This is a genomic window from Butyrivibrio sp., assembly GCF_017635265.1.
Lineage (GTDB): Bacteria > Bacillota > Clostridia > Lachnospirales > Lachnospiraceae > Butyrivibrio.
The window spans coordinates 49,348-67,498 of record NZ_JAGBLU010000117.1 but is presented as its reverse complement, the minus strand read 5'-3'; the positions used below and the strand labels follow the sequence as shown (position 1 = coordinate 67,498).

General features: G+C 40.0%; 21 protein-coding genes. All 21 read left to right on the top strand.

The features are described from left to right. Positions 1-160 precede the first annotated feature (160 nt). The 21 genes from argF (at position 161) to J6O61_RS14560 (ending at position 18,069) form a co-directional block, all read left to right on the top strand. Positions 161-1,153: an ornithine carbamoyltransferase gene (argF, locus tag J6O61_RS14660; RefSeq protein ID WP_292214738.1), complete on the top strand. Its 993-nt coding sequence runs from the start codon at positions 161-163 to the stop codon at positions 1,151-1,153. A gap of 3 nt (positions 1,154-1,156) precedes the next feature. Continuing rightward, positions 1,157-2,029, top strand: coding sequence for a biotin--[acetyl-CoA-carboxylase] ligase (locus tag J6O61_RS14655; RefSeq protein ID WP_292214736.1), 873 nt, complete (start codon positions 1,157-1,159; stop codon positions 2,027-2,029). 73 nt (positions 2,030-2,102) lie between these two features. Further along, positions 2,103-2,918 carry a type III pantothenate kinase gene (locus tag J6O61_RS14650; protein WP_292214734.1) on the top strand — a complete coding sequence of 272 codons (816 nt, stop codon included), beginning with the start codon at positions 2,103-2,105 and terminating at the stop codon, positions 2,916-2,918. A gap of 15 nt (positions 2,919-2,933) precedes the next feature. Next, complete coding sequence (locus tag J6O61_RS14645; protein ID WP_292214731.1) at positions 2,934-3,392, top strand: DUF6145 family protein; 459 nt, start codon at positions 2,934-2,936, stop codon at positions 3,390-3,392. Between the two features lie 81 nt (positions 3,393-3,473). Beyond that, the gene (dusB, locus tag J6O61_RS14640; RefSeq protein WP_292214729.1) at positions 3,474-4,448 is read left to right on the top strand and encodes a tRNA dihydrouridine synthase DusB; all 975 of its coding nucleotides are present in this window, start codon (positions 3,474-3,476) and stop codon (positions 4,446-4,448) included. A 162-nt stretch (positions 4,449-4,610) separates the two neighbouring features. Then, positions 4,611-5,096 carry a transcription elongation factor GreA gene (gene greA, locus J6O61_RS14635; RefSeq protein WP_022775872.1) on the top strand — a complete coding sequence of 162 codons (486 nt, stop codon included), beginning with the start codon at positions 4,611-4,613 and terminating at the stop codon, positions 5,094-5,096. 276 nt (positions 5,097-5,372) lie between these two features. Further along, entirely contained in the window at positions 5,373-6,938 is a 1,566-nt protein-coding gene (gene lysS / locus J6O61_RS14630; protein ID WP_292214727.1) for a lysine--tRNA ligase, read from the top strand. A gap of 725 nt (positions 6,939-7,663) precedes the next feature. After that, positions 7,664-8,497, top strand: coding sequence for a hypothetical protein (locus J6O61_RS14625; protein ID WP_292214725.1), 834 nt, complete (start codon positions 7,664-7,666; stop codon positions 8,495-8,497). Between the two features lie 377 nt (positions 8,498-8,874). Beyond that, a complete protein-coding gene (locus J6O61_RS14620) occupies positions 8,875-9,150 on the top strand; it encodes a DUF6462 family protein (RefSeq protein ID WP_292214723.1) in 276 nt (91 codons plus the stop codon). Next, positions 9,147-9,452, top strand: a complete 306-nt coding sequence (locus J6O61_RS14615) for a DUF6462 family protein (protein WP_292214721.1) — start codon at positions 9,147-9,149, stop codon at positions 9,450-9,452. The genes J6O61_RS14620 and J6O61_RS14615 overlap by 4 nt, the downstream gene beginning before the upstream one ends. Continuing rightward, positions 9,445-10,227: a ParA family protein gene (locus J6O61_RS14610; protein WP_292214719.1), complete on the top strand. Its 783-nt coding sequence runs from the start codon at positions 9,445-9,447 to the stop codon at positions 10,225-10,227. The genes J6O61_RS14615 and J6O61_RS14610 overlap by 8 nt, the downstream gene beginning before the upstream one ends. 11 nt (positions 10,228-10,238) lie before the next feature. Further along, complete coding sequence (locus J6O61_RS14605; RefSeq protein WP_292214717.1) at positions 10,239-11,225, top strand: ParB/RepB/Spo0J family partition protein; 987 nt, start codon at positions 10,239-10,241, stop codon at positions 11,223-11,225. Positions 11,226-11,253: 28 nt separating this feature from the next. Beyond that, complete coding sequence (locus tag J6O61_RS14600; RefSeq protein WP_292214715.1) at positions 11,254-12,321, top strand: DUF6017 domain-containing protein; 1,068 nt, start codon at positions 11,254-11,256, stop codon at positions 12,319-12,321. A gap of 8 nt (positions 12,322-12,329) precedes the next feature. Beyond that, positions 12,330-12,617: a hypothetical protein gene (locus J6O61_RS14595; RefSeq protein ID WP_292214713.1), complete on the top strand. Its 288-nt coding sequence runs from the start codon at positions 12,330-12,332 to the stop codon at positions 12,615-12,617. A gap of 522 nt (positions 12,618-13,139) precedes the next feature. Further along, the gene (locus tag J6O61_RS14590) at positions 13,140-13,295 is read left to right on the top strand and encodes a hypothetical protein (RefSeq protein ID WP_292214711.1); all 156 of its coding nucleotides are present in this window, start codon (positions 13,140-13,142) and stop codon (positions 13,293-13,295) included. 229 nt (positions 13,296-13,524) lie between these two features. Next, the gene (locus J6O61_RS14585) at positions 13,525-14,445 is read left to right on the top strand and encodes a CFI-box-CTERM domain-containing protein (RefSeq protein ID WP_292214709.1); all 921 of its coding nucleotides are present in this window, start codon (positions 13,525-13,527) and stop codon (positions 14,443-14,445) included. 65 nt (positions 14,446-14,510) lie between these two features. Continuing rightward, the gene (locus J6O61_RS14580; RefSeq protein ID WP_292214706.1) at positions 14,511-14,831 is read left to right on the top strand and encodes a helix-turn-helix transcriptional regulator; all 321 of its coding nucleotides are present in this window, start codon (positions 14,511-14,513) and stop codon (positions 14,829-14,831) included. 23 nt (positions 14,832-14,854) lie between these two features. Next, positions 14,855-15,061 carry a hypothetical protein gene (locus J6O61_RS14575; protein WP_292214705.1) on the top strand — a complete coding sequence of 69 codons (207 nt, stop codon included), beginning with the start codon at positions 14,855-14,857 and terminating at the stop codon, positions 15,059-15,061. Between the two features lie 15 nt (positions 15,062-15,076). Beyond that, on the top strand, positions 15,077-15,454 hold the full coding sequence (locus J6O61_RS14570; RefSeq protein ID WP_292214703.1) for a hypothetical protein: 378 nt from the start codon (positions 15,077-15,079) through the stop codon (positions 15,452-15,454). A gap of 6 nt (positions 15,455-15,460) precedes the next feature. Next, positions 15,461-16,786 (top strand): type IV secretory system conjugative DNA transfer family protein, encoded by a 1,326-nt coding sequence (locus J6O61_RS14565; RefSeq protein ID WP_292214701.1) that lies wholly within the window; start codon positions 15,461-15,463, stop codon positions 16,784-16,786. Further along, positions 16,783-18,069: a hypothetical protein gene (locus J6O61_RS14560; protein ID WP_292214699.1), complete on the top strand. Its 1,287-nt coding sequence runs from the start codon at positions 16,783-16,785 to the stop codon at positions 18,067-18,069. The genes J6O61_RS14565 and J6O61_RS14560 overlap by 4 nt, the downstream gene beginning before the upstream one ends. The last annotated feature ends 82 nt before the right edge of the window (positions 18,070-18,151 follow it).

The following is an 18,151-nucleotide window of genomic DNA, read 5'->3' as shown; positions in this document are numbered from 1 at the left end:
ATGCAAAAAGAAATGGCCTGAAAGGCAGCGAAGCAAAATTTGCAGAAGTAGAATTATTTTCGATAAGCCTTTAGGCTTTGCCGGTAAAAGGCCCTTATAGGGCCAGAACAAACCACCGGCTAAGCCGGTGGTTCTGATTCCTAAAAACGGAGGATGAGATATGAATTTATTCGGACGCGACTTCTTGAAACTGTTGGATTACACACCTGAGGAAATCCTTTATCTTATTGATTTGGCTGCAGAGCTAAAAGACAAAAAGAAAAAAGGTATCCTTACTGATGTATTAAAAGGTAAAAACATTGCCCTTATTTTTGAAAAGACCAGCACCCGTACCAGATGTGCTTTTGAAGTGGCGGCGCATGATCTTGGAATGGGCTCAACATATCTCAATCCCAGCGATTCTCAGATTGGTAAAAAAGAGAGTATCGCTGATACAGCAAGAGTGCTTGCGGGAATGTTTGACGGAATTGAGTATCGCGGATTTGAGCAGGAAAAAGTTGAAACAATAGCAAAATACAGCAAAGTGCCTGTATGGAACGGACTTACCAATGAGTTTCATCCCACACAGATGCTGGCAGATGCACTGACCATTAAGGAACATTTTGGAAAGCTGGAAGGAATACATCTTGTATATATGGGCGATGCAAGATACAATACAGGTAACTCACTAATGGTTCTGTGCGCTAAACTTGGAATGCATTTTACAGCTGTATCCAATAAGAAGTATTTTCCATCGGAGGAGTTGGTTAATATATGTCAGGATATTGCAAGTAAGACAGGTGCTGTTATTGATTTTAGCGAAGATCCATATGAGGGAACCAAGGGTGCAGATGTTATTTATACAGATATCTGGGTATCCATGGGAGAGCCTGATGAGGTATGGGAAGAGCGAATTAAGGATCTTGAGCCATATCGTGTTACAATGGATATTATGAATAATGCAGGTGATAGTTGCGTATTTATGCATTGCCTTCCATCTTTCCACGACCTTGGTACAGGAATCGGCATAGATATTAAGAATAAATATGGCCTCAATGAAATGGAAGTCACTGATGAGGTTTTTGAGTCAGACAGGTCTATCGTTTTTGAAGAGGCTGAAAATCGTATGCATACCATTAAGGCGGTTATGTATGCAACATTAAAGGAAGCCTAAAAAATGTTAAGTAAAGAACATATTGAAGGGCAGCTCCATACAAAATGGGCTGCCCGTAATATTGTCTACAAGGATGTGACAGATTCAACCAATAATGACGCCCAAAAACTGGGCGAGGAGGGGGCACCGCACGGCAGCCTTGTTGTAGCTGATAAGCAGTGCGCCGGCAGAGGCTCCAGAGGCAGAAGCTGGGAGACTCCAAGCGGAAGCAATATAGCAATGAGCCTTTTGATAAGACCCGATGCGCCTCCTGAGAAAATCTCCATGCTTACACTTATCATGGGACTCTCTGTGGCAGAGGGAATAGAAGGTGCCATAATTGAAGCGAGAGACAGCAATTTTGATAATAGGACAGACGTAGATATCAAGAGACAGCTCCTTTCAGAGGTCAGATTTTTTCCCCAGATAAAATGGCCCAATGATGTCGTAATATCAGGCAAAAAAATCTGCGGAATTCTCACAGAGCTTCATATGAAGCCGGACAATACCATAAATGATGTGGTTATTGGTGTTGGTATTAACGTCAACATGGAAGAGTTTCCCGATTCCATAAAAGAAATCGCAGGATCAATTCTTTCAACTACAGGTATCAGAATTGATAGAAGTTCGGTAGTTGCTCACTGCATGAAATGTTTTGAAGATAACTATGAAAAGTACAATAAGTCTTTTGATATGTCAGGGTTAAAGGCGCAATATGAAAGAAGACTTATTAATATAGATAAAGAGGTAAGAGTTTTGGATCCCAATGGAGAGTACGAAGCTGTTGCCAGAGGTATTACCAACGAAGGTGCACTTATTGTGACAACAAAAGATGGTGAACGTCACGAGGTTAATGGCGGTGAGGTCACAGTCAGAGGACTGTATAGCTATGTGTGATTTCAGAGGTTAACGATTATTCATTTATGGCCTGATAAAAAAGGCGGGACAAGTTTTTGGTTAGGAGAAAAAAATGATTCTTGTAATCGATGTAGGAAATACAAATATTACATTTGGTGTTTATTCAGGTGAGAAGCTTGTTACTTCTTTCAGAATGATATCGCAGATAGCCCATACTTCTGATGAATATGGACTTAACCTCATATCTCTTTTGAACATAAACGGCATCAAAAAAGAAGATATCGAAGGTGTCATGATTGCCAGCGTAGTGCCACAGGTTATGCACGCTCTGGTTAATTCGATTTTGAAGTATCTGGGCAAAAAACCTTATATCGTTGGTCCCGGAATCAAGACAGGTATCAAAATAAAAATAGATAATCCAAGAGAAGCAGGACCTGACCTGATTGTAGATGCAGTGGCAGGATTTGAACTTTACGGAGGACCTGTTCTTGTCATTGACTTTGGAACTGCAACTACTTATATTATTGTAAATGAAAAAGGCGAATTTTTTACCGGAGTTGTATCACCGGGAATCAGGATATCAGCCAAGGCTCTTTGGGAGGATACAGCTAAGCTTCCGGAAGTTGAGATTAAAAAGCCGGAGAGCATTCTGGCAAAAGAAACAATTTCAAGTATGCAGGCTGGCCTTGTGTTTGGGCAGATTGGACAGACCAAGTACATTATAAATGAGATGAAAAAAGCTTCCGGATATACCGATATGAAGGTTGTCGCAACCGGAGGACTTGGAAGGATAATTGCTGAAGAGACAGAAGAAATAGATGTCTATGATCCTAACCTTACACTTAGAGGGCTTCAGATTCTTTATGAAAAGAACAGAAGGAACAAGCCGCAACTTCGTGAATTTGAAGATGGAGACAAACCGGAGTAATTGGAGTTTTTTAATATGAGTGCACAGGATTTTGAAAAAGAATACAAAAAAGAATTTGAGGAAAAAGAAGATCTCAAAATAGATGAGATGCAAAAGACCAATAAGGGAAGAGTTTTCGAAGCGGCAGCAGGCGGCCGAATCGTTCTTTGCGGAGCCAATGCCTATGAGCAGAAATACTACTTTAACCCGCTTTTTAAGGAAATCCCTGAGAGCATCAAAAAAGAGCTGAATATTATCAGTGTTCTTTTTACACAGGAAGCAGGAGGAATCTTCACAATCGTATTTGAAGAGGATGGAAATATCAGTATCGAGACAAACGCTGATGAAGAGGACATCACATACGACGAGATCACAGCAGGTCTTTTGGTAGGAGAAGTAAGAAGAAAGAGACAAGACCTCTTCGAGGCACTTGGACTCTACTACAGGATTTATGTTCTTCATGAGAATCCGGCTGATATCTTGGATGAAGACTAAGATAGCAGATCTAGGATTTGCGTGAGCGGGGCTTATTCTGGCGAGTAAAGCGTGAGCAGAACTACATTAGATAGGAGAAAGATGAGCGGATACGGCAAGTTACAGATTGGAAGCGTAACCCTTGATAATAATATAATACTCGGACCAATGGCAGGTGTATCGGACCTGCCTTTTCGTCTGTTATGCAGAGAAATGGGCGCGGGACTTGTGTGCATGGAAATGGTAAGCGCCAAGGCCATTACCTATAAAAATAAGAACACCGGAATGCTGATGGATATTCATGAGGATGAACATCCGGTATCCCTTCAGCTCTTTGGCTCCGAACCGGATGTTATGCAGCAGGCAGTAGAGATGATAAAGGACAGACCTTACGATATCCTGGATGTAAACATGGGGTGTCCTGTTCCGAAGGTTGTTGGAAACGGCGAGGGCTCAGCTCTTATGAAAAATCCGGAGCTGATACAAAGGATAGTAGCTGCACTTGTGCAAGTTTCTGACAGGCCTGTCACTGTGAAGATAAGAAAAGGCTTTAATGATAAGAGCATAAACGCGGTTGAATGCGCGCTGGCTGCTCAGGAAGGCGGAGCGGCAGCAGTTGCAGTTCACGGAAGAACCAGAGAACAGTACTACTCAGGGCAGGCCGACTGGTCAATCATCAGACAAGTAAAAGAGGCGGTTAAGATCCCCGTTATCGGAAATGGCGATGTGGTAGACGGAGAGAGCGCAAAGAGAATGTTTGATGAGACAGGGTGCGACGGCGTAATGGTCGCAAGAGCAGCGCAGGGCAATCCATTTATATTCAGAGAGATAAAGAGCTTTTTTGAAACAGGAACGACTTGTCCACGCCCGACCAATAAGGAAGTCTACGATACCGTCATAAGACATGCGGATCTGCAGCTTAAGTACAAGGGTGATTACATCGGAATTAGAGAGATGAGAAAGCATGTTTCCTGGTACACAACAGGAATGGCGGGAAGTGCCAAATTCAGGAATCAGATAAACCAGATGGAAGACATGGATTCCCTAAAAAAAGCCTGTGCAGAAATAATGCTTTAAGGCAATTATTAAATGTTTAGAAAATTGTCTAAAATAGTGTTTATGTTTCATTGACATGAAAACTTATAGACTGTATAATGGCAAAGTTAAAAGTAGCTTGTTTAGCAAATGCTTTTATATAGATTTATTATTCAATCTTTATGAAGGGTAGGGAATATCATAATGGAAGAAAAGAAAAACATATTAACTTATGAAGGACTTAAAAAATATGAAGATGAACTTCATGAGTTGAAGGTAGTTAAGCGTAAAGAAGTAGCTGAAAAGATTAAGGAAGCCAGAGAACAGGGCGACCTTTCTGAGAATGCTGAGTACGATGCAGCAAAAGACGAACAGCGTGACATCGAGGCTAGAATCGAAGCTCTCGAGAAAATCCTTAAGAACGCAGAAGTCGTTGTAGAAGAGGATGTAGACCTCAACAAGATAAGCATCGGTTGCAAAGTTAAGATCCGTGACCTTGAGTTCAATGAGGATCTTGAATACAAGATTGTAGGTTCATCAGAGGCTAACAGCCTTAAGGGTAAGATTTCAAACGAGTCACCGGTTGGAAGAGCTCTTATCGGTGCTAAAAAAGGACAGACAGTTTCTGTAGAGACACAGGCTGGTGTTCTTAAGTACAAAGTACTTGGAATTGAGAGATCAGAGAACTGATAAAACTATCGGCCTCTGAGTATTGCAGAGATGTAATTTATGAGCCAGCGGTCAGAAGACTTGCTGGCTCTTTATATCGCAGGGCCTCCGAAAGGAATATGTCAGCTAAAGCTGACCGGCGGCTGGCGGGCGAGTAGAATGTGATTCCATCTTCACTACTCGATCATAAACTTAATCAGATTTTTGGATTGCAAGTGGGTAAGTTGTATTGATATTTCTTTTACCCGATCAGTAATCAAGAATATAGCATGTACATGTTCATAAGGAGGAAGTAAAGTGGCAGATAATAATCAGCAGAACAACAATGCACCACAGGAAGACGTTGGACGTCTTCGCCAGGTTAGAAGAGATAAGCTTTCTGAGCTTCAGGCAGCAGGAAGAGATCCTTTCCAGATCGTAAAATACGATCAGACACATCATACAAAGGAGATCAGAGACAACTTTGATTCATTAGAGTTTGTTCCTCCTGTAGACGAAGAGGGTAAGGCAGTAGTAGTTCCTCTTTCTGATATACCTTCAGAGAAGCTTGTTTCACTTGCAGGCCGTATGATGAGCAAGCGTGTAATGGGTAAGGCTTCTTTTGCTAACCTTCAGGACAGAGATGGCCGCATGCAGCTCTACGTTTCAAGAAACGATCTTGGAGACGAGGCTTATGCTGATTTCAAGAAGATGGATATCGGTGACATCATCGGTGTTAAGGGCTTTGCTTTCAGAACAAAGACAGGTGAGATCTCAGTTCACGTTAAGGAGCTGGTTCTTTTATCCAAGTCTCTTATGCCACTTCCTGAGAAGTTCCATGGACTTACAGATACAGAGATTCGTTACAGACAGAGATACGTTGACCTCATAATGAATGAAGATGTTAAGGAAACATTCAAGAAGAGATCAGCTATCATCCGTGAGATCCGTAACTTCCTTGCAGACAGAGATTTCATGGAAGTAGAGACTCCTATGCTTGTTGAGAATGCAGGTGGCGCAGCTGCAAGACCATTCTTCACACATTACAACGCTCTTGATGAAGAGAGAAAGCTTCGTATCTCACTTGAGCTTTACCTCAAGAGACTTATCGTTGGCGGCATGGAGAGAGTTTTCGAGATTGGCCGTGTATTCAGAAACGAAGGTACAGACACAAGACATAACCCAGAGTTCACACTTATGGAACTCTATCAGGCATATACAGATTATGAAGGTATGATGGAACTTACGGAGAGCATGTTCCGTTACCTTGCTGAGAAGGTTTGTGGCACAACACAGATTCCTTACGGCGACAATATCATCGACCTTGGTAAGCCATTCGAGCGTCTTACAATGAACGATGCGATCAAGAAATACGCAGGCGTTGACTTCGATGCAGTTGCAACTGACGAAGAAGCTAAGGCAATTGCTAAAGAGCGTGGTGTTGAATTTGAAGATCGTCACACTAAGGGTGATATCATCAACCTCTTCTTCGAAGAGTTCTGCGAAGAGAAACTGATCCAGCCTACATTCATCATGGATCATCCTCTTGCTATCTCACCTCTTACCAAGAAGAAACCTTCAGATCCTGAGAAGGTTGAGCGTTTCGAGCTCTTCATCAATACTTGGGAGATGTGTAACGCTTACTCAGAGCTTAACGATCCTATCGATCAGCGTGAGCGTTTCGCAGCTCAGGATGCTAACGCAGCTGCCGGCGACGAAGAAGCAGAGCACACAGATGAAGACTTCCTCAACGCCCTTGAGATCGGTATGCCACCAACAGGAGGTATCGGATACGGTATCGACCGTCTCTGCATGCTTTTGACAAACAGTGCAGGTATACGTGATGTGCTGCTTTTTCCAACCCTAAAATCTCTTGATAAGTAAACCTCAGTATTCATGCGGTTTTGCGGAGATTTTTTCTCCACTTTTTTAAACGAACACTTAAGTACATCTAACATATTATTAGCTCTGAAATCCACTCTACATGCGGATTTCAGAGCAATTTTTTCTGACAACAATTTATTTGTTTGACAACATTTTGACCACACCTGATCAATGCAGCCAAGTATCGGCGCGGCATTTTGTGTGTGGCAATCTTTTAAATTTCGGCGCGGATGCGCTATCAGTGAGTCCTATTCACGGACTACTATTCCATTTTTGATTTTTAGAGGGATTTATTTTACGGTAAAGAGCCATCTTATCCGTACAAACGGCGTGTAAAAAGCTCTTTTGGCAGATGATATACGGATAAAAATGCTAGTAAAGAGCCATCTTATCCGTACAAACGGCGTGTAAAAAGCTCTTTTGGCAGATGAAGTACGGATAAAAATGCTAGCAAAGAGCTATCTTATCCGTACAAACGGTCAGTAGACAGCTCTTATACCACATAATATACGGATAAGATGGCGTATAGTCTGTAATCTTATCCGTACAAGGGAAGAGCAGGGAACAAGAGATAGCTATGTTGTACGGATAGGAACAAAGAATAGCATTGAACTTATCCGTATGGCATGGATGATAGGACCGAATCATAGGCCTGATGGCTGGTGCATGAAAAAAGAGTGTATGAAAAAAAGATAAAGATAAATAATAACAGAAGAGGAAAATCTATGACAAATTATAATGAGATAATTGGTGAATTACAAAAAAGGAAGGTGCAACTGGAAGCGAGTATAGCCATAGCAAATAAAAAGATTGAGAAATTGCCAGAGGGAAAGCTGCGAATTTCGTACTGTAGGGGGAATCCGCAGTATTACAAGATTATTGACTCTGCCGATACTCACGGGAAGTACATCAAAAAAAGCGATTTCAAGATAGCACAAGAGCTGGCGCAGAGGGACTATCTGAAAAAGGCTATTGGTGCAGCGCAGGAAGAACTAACAATTGTAAAAAGAGCTATCGGTGTAGTTTACAACTTAAAAAATACAAAGGCAGATAATCAGAGTTTAATTACTCCGGAGGCGGTATATGACGGTCTCAAGAAGGAAAGAAAAATTCTCGTGTCTCCACTTTTAATAAGTGATGAGGAGTATGCCAGAAGATGGAGTGAGGAACAGTTCCGCATCAGCACTTATAAACCAGAGGAAAAAATATATACAACCAGGCGTGATGAGATGGTGCGATCCAAGTCGGAGATGGTGATTGCGGATATGTACTTTGAGATTGGAGTTCCATACAGATATGAGTGCGAGCTGCGGCTCAAGAGCGGTGTCATCAAATACCCTGATTTTACATTACTTAACAAGAGGACGAGAGAAGTTATATATCACGAGCACCTTGGCAGGATGGATGATGAGAAATATCGGAAAAAGAATCTGCGCAAGATAGAGGAATATAGAAGAAACGGAATTTTTGTGGGGAAGAATCTCATCCTGACTTTTGAAGAGGATGGATGTCCGTTCAACATAAGAGAATTCGAAAAGAGTATAAGGGAGATTATATAGATGCTTTTTTGAGTGTTACAATTATAAGGAGTTATAGGTTACGGAATAGATATGCTTGAGGTGTTACTAACAAAAGTTGCGGCAATCAGAGACGTGTTGTTGTTCCCGACACTTAAGAGCATGAAGTGAAAAGCTCAGTAAACAAGCGGCTTTCAAGGCTCGATTTGAAGTTTGACAGCAAATTTGACAGCAGAATGGGTGTAGAATACGGTATTTACAGGTGCGTTTGGGTGCACTTGGTGATGCGACAAATTGAAAATAGATTGTAGTTTGAAGAGTCATTTTTGAAGAAATTCAAAGATGGCTCTTTTTGTATTTCAAAAAAGCCATGGCATGCAGTGGGGCTTCATCAACAAATAATAAAAGGAGAAAAGATTATGGGCAGTAACATTGTTGATGAGTACAAGGATATCGAGAAAAAGGATGAGGTAATACGTGGTGTAAGGAAGCTCCGCAGGAAGTTCTTCAGATACAAGGAAGCTGAGTATGTTTACAGCATTGAGCACAAAAAGCTTTTGGAACTTGCAGACAAAGCCGGGGCAATCTATAGGGTTGATGGATTTGTCCTTATTGAAAGAGAAATCTTTGAAAGATTCCTTGAGACTTTTCATCAGCCACCAAGGATGACCAAGACCGGAGGACGTAAAAAATGAGCGGAATAATATGGAAGTTCTCTCAGTATTTGGATGATGAAGATGTCATGTTCAGTCGTAAATGCATGGTTTCTTATCGCATGGCCCAGGATTATTACGGACTTGGAATGAAGCCTATTATCAGAATGGCCTGGGCCTCAGGCGCAGTTTATAAGATCGGCAAAAAAGTTCTGATCAGGCGCGACATTTTTGAAGAGTATCTAAGACAACATCAGAAGATTGTTGAAGATCTCATTGATGGTGATGAAGACAAATTAATAAAAGCCCTCGCGAAAGAGGTGGAAGGAGAATCGTATGAGTAAAGTTATTGCAATCGCAAACCAAAAAGGTGGGGTGGGAAAAACAACAACCTCAGTGAATTTAGCAGCTGGCCTTGCAAATATGGGGAACAAAGTGCTGGTCATTGATGCTGATCCTCAGGCAAGTCTTTCGATATGCATGGGACAGCAGGAACCGGATAAGCTGGAGCCTACCATCGTAGACATTATCGAGAAGCTTGTTAATGAGGAAGAAATTCCTAATGGCTATGCAATCATCAAGCATAGCGACAACATCGACCTTCTTCCTTCTAATATAGGTCTTTCTGCTGCAGAGGTTTCTCTCGTGAATGTGATGAGCCGTGAACTTGTTCTTAAGGGATATATTGACAGTGTAAAAGATAACTACGATTACGTGGTTATCGACTGCATGCCGTCACTTGGTGTCATGACAGTAAATGCACTCGCATGTGCTGATACATGTCTCGTCCCTGTACAGGCAGCTTTTCTGCCGGTAAAAGGTCTGCAGGCTCTTATCAAAACTATCTACACAGTAAAGCGCAGACTCAATCCAAAACTTGAGATTGAAGGAATTCTTTTAACTATGGTAGATATCCGAACAAATTATGCTAAAGACATTATAGCAGAAGTAAATGAAGTTTACGGAAAAAGTATTCCAGTTTTTCCAATTCAGATACCGATTTCCGTAAGGGCTACAGAAACATCAGCAATGAGCAAGAGCATTTTTGAGTATGATCCCAAGGGCAAGGTTGCAGCAGCCTATTCAACACTGACAGAGGTAGTCATGAAGAATTCATAAGGAGGAGCGTTATGGCAGCAAAGAGACAGAAGATACATTTTGAATCAGTTGAGGAGCTTCTTGGTGCTCCTATTACAAAAGATGTTACTGAGGAAATACAGATAGACCAGATCAGACCTTTCAAAGACCATCCTTTCAAGGTTATTGATGATAGCCGTATGGAAGAACTTGTTAAAAGTATAGCTGTAAATGGGGTTCTAACTCCTGTAATGCTGAGGCCATGCGCTGAGGGCGGTTATGAAATGGTGTCCGGTCATAGAAGAATGCATGCCGCAAGGCTTGCAGGGCTCAAGACAATTCCTGCTGTGATAAAGGAAATGGACGATGATACCGCAGTTGTGGCAATGGTTGATGCCAATGTCCAAAGAGAAGAGGTTCTGCCAAGTGAGAGGGCGTTTGCTTTTAAGATGAAGTTTGATGTTCTTAAACGTCAAGGGAAAAGAAATGACTTGTCCTCGGGAACTGAGTTCCCTATGTCGGATGAAGATGATTCGATTTTTGAAGATGAAGCATCCTCGGGAACTGAGTTCCCCAAGTCAGATACAAATTCAAGAGAAGCATTACGAGCCAGGACACTTGTAGGAAAAGAGGCCGGTATCAGTGGCCGCCAAGTCCAGAAGTACATTGCTCTTACAGACCTTATTCCGGAAATGCTTGATGTGGTTGATTCCAAAAAGATTGGCTTAAATATGGCAGTTGATATTTCCCACTTTGATAAAGAACTGCAGAGCTGGATTTATGAATACTTCAGCGAGACCGGCTTCATCAGACCGGTTCAGATAGAAGCTCTCAAGAATACAGAGAATGTAGAAAATATCACTCGTACAGTAATGACGCAGATCATGAGGGATGCCCTTCCGGAGAATAAGCCGTCAAGGAAGGTGTCTCTGTCTGAGAAAAAACTGGATAAGTATTTCCCGCCACACTTTAGTGCCAAGGAAAGGGAAATGGTTATATTGGGGCTGTTGGAAAAATGGCAACAGGAAAATGAACAATAAATATAGTAGAAACGGGAGGAAGATCCAAATGGGTTACAAGGATGAAGAAATCAAGAAGCTGAATTTGAGGTATTACAACGGGAAGGAATCTGAGACATATGCTTTTCTCATGGTTCCCAAGGCAATCCTCTATGACGAGGAATATGAGGGACTTAAGCTTTCGGAGATTCTGATATATTCAAGCCTTCTTGAAAGAATGAAGCTGGGCGGTAATGTCAGCGGACATGATGAACTGGGGAGAACATTTGTCTACTGCTCATTGGAGAAAGCGCAGGAGTTCGGACACTGTAAAAGGAGCTCCGCAATCACAGCACTTAAGAGTCTTGAAGCAAGGGGAATGATAGAAAAAGATACAAGATGCCCGGGAAGCGTTTCAAGATTCTATGTGAAAAACTTCATTATCAATGATTCCCAGAAGTACAAAAAACAAACCTCTGGAATAATACCTAAAAAGAGAATCCTTGAATCTGTTGGATCTTCGGATGTGGATAACTTAGCACCCGTCCAAAATTTAAACTATGGGGTGCAAAATCTGGATGGGGGTAGTGTGAGAATTGAATCTGAACCCGTCCAAAATTTGGACCCATATAATAATAAAAATATAAAAAATAATAATAAAAATCTTATCCCTATCTATCCCAGTAATAGTAATATACGTAGGGCTGATGGGATTGGATTGGATGAAGATGCATGGGCATACAGAGAATGTGTTGATGAAAACATCGAAACAGAGGCGCTTTGTCAGAATTATCCCCATGATGAAGGCACAATCAGAGGCATTGTGGATCTCATGGTTGATGTCCTGACTTCATCCAAGGAGAAAATGGTCATTGGTGGTGAAGAAAGAAGCACCAATGTGGTTAAGGACAGATTCATGAAGCTCACAAGATTCCACATTGAAGATGTCCTTGATAACTGGCATAAGCTCACCGAGCCGCCAATAAATCCAAGGCAGTATCTTCTGGCTATGCTGTATAACGTATCAACAACAGCAGATGCGCAGTTTACAGCAACGTTTAACAGAGGTGCCAGGAATAACTTCCAGGATCCGGAAGAAACAAATAACACAGATGATGAAGAGTATATGGAGGGTTGAATATGTTTATGATTAAATTACTTGTGAAGATAATAATGTTTCCAGTGTTCCTGATGGTCTGCTTCATCAGGGCATGGGTAGGCGTTCTGTCAAAGATTGGCTGCGTGATTTTAGGGCTGTTCTACCTCATCATGTTGGCAATTATAATCATGTATGCATGTCAGCATATGTGGGGCTGCGTGATGATCGCTCTGGGAATGTCTTTTGGGGTATTTCTGGTGAGCTTCTCAGCTGTGGCTGTGGGAATGGCTCTTGAGGGGATTGGAGATAAGATTGGTGAGTTTTTAGCATCATGATAGATTAGAAGGGCTTGTCATAATGGAGAAAGCTTTGTATTGAGCGTAATAGTTTTACAACAGACACGAGTGACAAATTGAATTGGATTTTTTGTCATGATAATAAAGAGTATGAACATAATAAAGGTACTAACTGAGCAAGAAAGTAATTATTATTTTTTTATAAAAACATTATTGATATTTGGTGAAATGAGAATTGTTCAACAATTTTATGCAGATTTTCCCTTGGTTTTATAATGATTTCATTTATTTTGTATGTAATGCGTGATAAATTGACAAAAAAATTGTCATTTTGTAAAATTCTCATCAATACGAGGTTGGTCACTTTTTCAAGATTATATTCTTGAATAGCTGATTGAGAGATCTATCATCTGGAAATAATTGTTATACATTGATGAGGTATGAGAATTTTGATGATGGACTTTTCGGAATGTGCATGGTGACCTCTTTGAGAATTATTGGTTAATGCAAGGCCAACAGGGTGTTGCTGTGTAAATGTCAATGACTAAAAGGAGGGTTTATATGATTTACAAAGAAGGAAATGGTTCATATGGTAGATGCTGGATTGAAGGGGATGGAAATACATTTTGGGTTTATGTTATGGATGGAAGATCAAAATATGGTCCATTTTCTTCACTTACTGATGCGGAGAGAGAGTATAGCAAGTATTGTATGTGATATCGTGTTAGGTGCGTAAAGGGTAATGGAAGGCCAGAGGGGTTCATTACCCTTATATTTATAGATTATATAGAGATAGTGCCTGAGAAGCGGTTAGATATCGGTGATAGTTTATAAGAAGTTATCGGAAGCGGCATTGTATTGTAGTTGTCATATTATTGTCTACTTTTTAGGCCAAAGTTAGCAATCGTTTCAAACATTTTATTATATGCACAGAAGGAGACAATACATGGGATCTAATTTTATAACACCAGATGAGCATTCACAATACCCCAATGAGGATATTGGTGTTTTGAAATGTGAAATCGCCATGGGAAGGATGGGCTTTATTGTTTATTCCTATACTATGACGGCACTGCAGATATTAGAAGCCCTTAGCAATAAGCTTAGTTATATCGCTCAGGCAACGCCACCTGCGAGATGCAACTTCTCTGACTCGGTTGTGTATGTTGATGGGGTGAATGTTAACTGGAGTTATGCCTTAATAGAAAACATAGATGATCATTTTGGAGCAGTAATTCTATATTTGGTGTCTGTCCGTGGCGATGAGACAGATGACGAATGGAAAAGCCTTGTACATCGGATGACTACAGTATCAACATATATGGATATGTGCATTAAGATTGAAGGCGCCTCGGTTGAGAAGATAGATTTTCCTGAGAAAAAATCGTTTGAGGATAAGGGATTCTATTTTGTACATTCTGAGGTTGCTGATGCGTTTAGAAATTCGATTAAACTACAAGAGCCCTATACCACAATGCTTAAAGATAATGCACCTATTATTCCAACCTGGTATAAGACAGGAAATCCAGCGGAGGTATGGGGGAATGGTATCTTGAGCGGCTCTACGAGTAATACTTCTGGAAGTGGCAGTACTGGAGGGGGATGCTATATAGCAACAACTGTATATGGATCTTATGATTGCCCAGAAGTATGGACATTGAGGAGATACCGTGATTATGAGCTTGCCGAGCATTGGTATGGGCGAGCATTCATTCATGTATATTATACATTAAGTCCGCTGGCTGTTAAACTATTTGGGCATACTGCATGGTTTAAAAAAGTTTGGAAATCAAGACTTGATGTATTGGTGAGAGATCTCCAAAATAAGGGAATTGAATCGACTTATTATGAAGACAAGCATTGGTAAATGATTATGGGGGTAATGGGCTTAGACTCATTACCCTTTTAAATAAATGGAAGGAGGTCGGTGATTTGGTACAAGATAAATGGATAATATCAAATAATTATAAAAAAGCAAGCATTGATCTTCTGCAGAATAATCTATCTGCGCTAAGAGCAAAAATAGGGATTAGCCAGGAAGAACTTGCCAGTATTATTGGAGTTACTCGCCAAACTTATTATCCGGTAGAAAGTGGGAAGAAAACTATGACGTGGTCTATGTTTTTGGCACTGATATTTGTTTTTGATGCTATTAATGACACATCAGAAATGCTGGAGGAACTACGTATTTATCCTATTGATTTGATAATGAAGTTTAATGACCAAATTAGTCCCAACGAAAGCATTATATAATGCTACAAATGGATGGTAAATAAATGAAGAATGGTTTTGAAAGAATAACTTCGGAGAATAATTTAGAAGATAGCAAAAAAAAATTAAAGGCATTCAGATCCGAGATATATAGCAGCTTAGAAAAGGGTTCGAAAAAGAAAAATGCTTTTACGATTAATAGTGATAAGAAGCCTTTAAATGATATCAACGATAAAAGAGAAGAAAACAGAGATAATACGCGTGGGCGTTAAATTACAAAGTGGCATATGAAATATCAATTTAGTGAGAGTGAATGGAACATGCTTCTTGTTTTGTTCGAAGAGAATAAGAACCAGATAGGAATTATAGTGCGCGACAACTTAAATACATTACTAAAATGTATATCATGGAGTAAAACTATAACATCAGAGGAACAAGCTCGGTTGATTATATCTTTTTTGGTGGGTATAAAAAAAAATAAAAATGAACAGATAAGCATAGTGGGGGTGTGTGATGAACCGCTCAATACAATAGAAGGCGAAAACTATGAGTTAGAGAAGAACTTAACAATAAATCAAATAATTGAGCAGTTAAGAATATTTGTGACAAAAATACATGAAGATGGTAAACCTTTATTGGCTAATAATACAAGAATCAGAGGGTGAACAGAGATGGATATAAAGCTTTCTTCAATCTATGGCTCAATATTAGACCATAATCCAATGGTTGAATTTGTGGATCCTTATATTACTATTCCAGGGACATTTAGAGGAACTTCAAAATGCCTTGGTATTAATAAGGATATATTGAGCAAGCACACCATGCTTATTGGTGGGACGGGATGTGGAAAGTCAAATGTTTTTTACCATATTGTAGAGCAGGTAAAAAAGAAAATGTCTTTAGACGATGTGATGATTATTTTTGATACAAAAGGTGATTATTACAAATTGTTTTCGGCTCAAAATGATGTAATTATTGGAGGCGGACGTGAGTTCGCAGATATTTCTGAGAAATGGAATATTTTTAAGGAAATAGTGGCTGATGGTTGGGAATCTAAAGAAGTTTCACTTAATACACAGGAATTATCATGGTCGATATTCAAGGAATCCATTGACAAAAGTAAGGATCCGTTTTTCCCTAATGCGGCACGAGATTTGTTTGCTGCAATACTATTGTGCATGTTACACGAGGGAAAGGATGATATTGAATATAGAAAGGATTGTTTGTTCAATAATGAATTAAAGAGAGCACTTGATGAATCAACAATTTTTGATGTGAAGGCAATGATCGAATCTCATCCACAGTTTGCGTCAGTTCTTAGCTATATCGGAGATGGAACTAATGGACAAGCACTTGGCGTATATGCCGAAATGTTAGGTACAGTAAGAAAATTGCTTTCTGCTTGCTTTGATGAAAGAGGAATGTTTTCAATAAGAGATTTTGTAAGAAAAAGGGGCGGAAGGGTTTTATTTATTGAGTATGACATTTCGATTGGTGAGACACTGGCACCTATTTATAGTTTGCTGTTTGATCTTGCGTTAAAAGAAGCTTTGGGAAGAAAAAAGCCTCAAGGTGATGTGTATCTTATATGCGATGAGTTTAGGCTTATACCATATTTGCAACATATAGATGACGGCGTGAATTTTGGAAGAAGTCTTGGCGTAAAGGTATTTGCTGGTCTTCAAAGCATTAACCAACTAACAGAAGCATATGGAGAATATAGAGGAAAAAACATTTTAGCAGGTTTCTCGTCTATATATGCTTTTAGGGCAAATGATATTTTTACAAGAGATTATATTGTGGGACTACTCGGAAAGAATGTAGTAATTGAACAGCACAGGACTCTTAATAACTCCGTGCATGAGGAGAGGCACGATGGTCATGTTGTAGAAGATTGGAATATGAATGAACTTGAGGTGGGTGAGGCTATTATTAGCTTTCCTTTTCAGAAGCCGTTCAAGTATAGATTCGATTTGTTTAGGAAGGATCGGATATGAGTCTTTTTAATAATCATTCGAGCGGTCTTGCTGGTTTTATGGTGGCAGGAATAGCGAACAGAAGAACACAAAAGGCTTTAATGTCTGTTCAGCGCGAAAATGAAGCCAATCAAGGTGTGCTCAGGTATGAACCAAGTGATATAGAAGCTTTTTTTGATGAAAATAACCCTCTCGAGAACATGATGTTTACGGGCGGAGCCAATACGATACGTGTACGTTCGATTACACGAGCAATAGAATGCGCTTTTTTACAGGGATACTCCGTACTTTTGCTACATAGCAGTAATAGAGAGTTAGAAAATAGTGTTGCTAATTTTTTTGGAGCAGGGAATGTATGCATTGTTAATGGGAATAATCCTATTTATGATCCTTTCATAGGAGCTTCAAACAACGAGATTGCGAGATTGATAGTTTCTTCTTCAACAAAGGACTACAAGATTAACGCTGCCGGTCGCTACTATATCAATGGGATAAGTGATTATATAAGAGCAAATCGAAAGAGTCCAAGATGCTATATGTATATTAACTGTCCTCATCTGACCTTTATAGATGGAGTAAATAAGGCAGAAAACCAGGGCAGAATATCACAAAATGAGGCGAGAAACATAATATCTCAAATAATGCAAGGAGAGATCGAACGAGGTAATATCGAGGCTTTTTTTCAAGCATTATCTAGACAGGGCGCTTCTATCTTGGCGCAAAAAACAAATGCCAGTAATGCTGTGAATTATGTGGATGCATCACATAAACAACTGATTCTTTCTGTCGATGTACAGTCAAGTACAAATACGGTGTTGATCAACACACTTGTGAATGAAGCGGAAACCATCATATCTCAAGGTGGAAAGACAATGATTGTGGCAGATGGTATTCAGATATGTACAAGCGATGTACTGATGGATTACATCAAAAGAGGAGGCGGCAATTATAGTGTGGTTGCTTCATCAGATGATGTCTATTCTGGATTTGGAGGAAATGATAATGATTTTTTTGCATTTTCCGGGAAATGCTCGAAGATTATAATCTCTAAACATTCCTCTGCGCATAGCTGCCAGAAGTATTCTGATATTATTGGGTCTTATGATAAGCATGAGATAAACAACTCTTATGCGCAAAATTCGAATTATGTGGGACATTGGGGGTATGGAACTACGCATACTGCCAGTATAAATATAAAGAGGGAAAACAGGGTGAAACCAGAGGAGATACAGGGAATGGCTGTAGACGAAGTGTTTATTATGGACAAGATAACAGGCGAAGTGTCATATGTGCCAATTTTGTGAAAACTATGGTTTGTCAGTATAGAGAATACGGAGTGCCAGATGGAGATGAAAAAAAGATAATGTAGAAGATGATAGATAATTC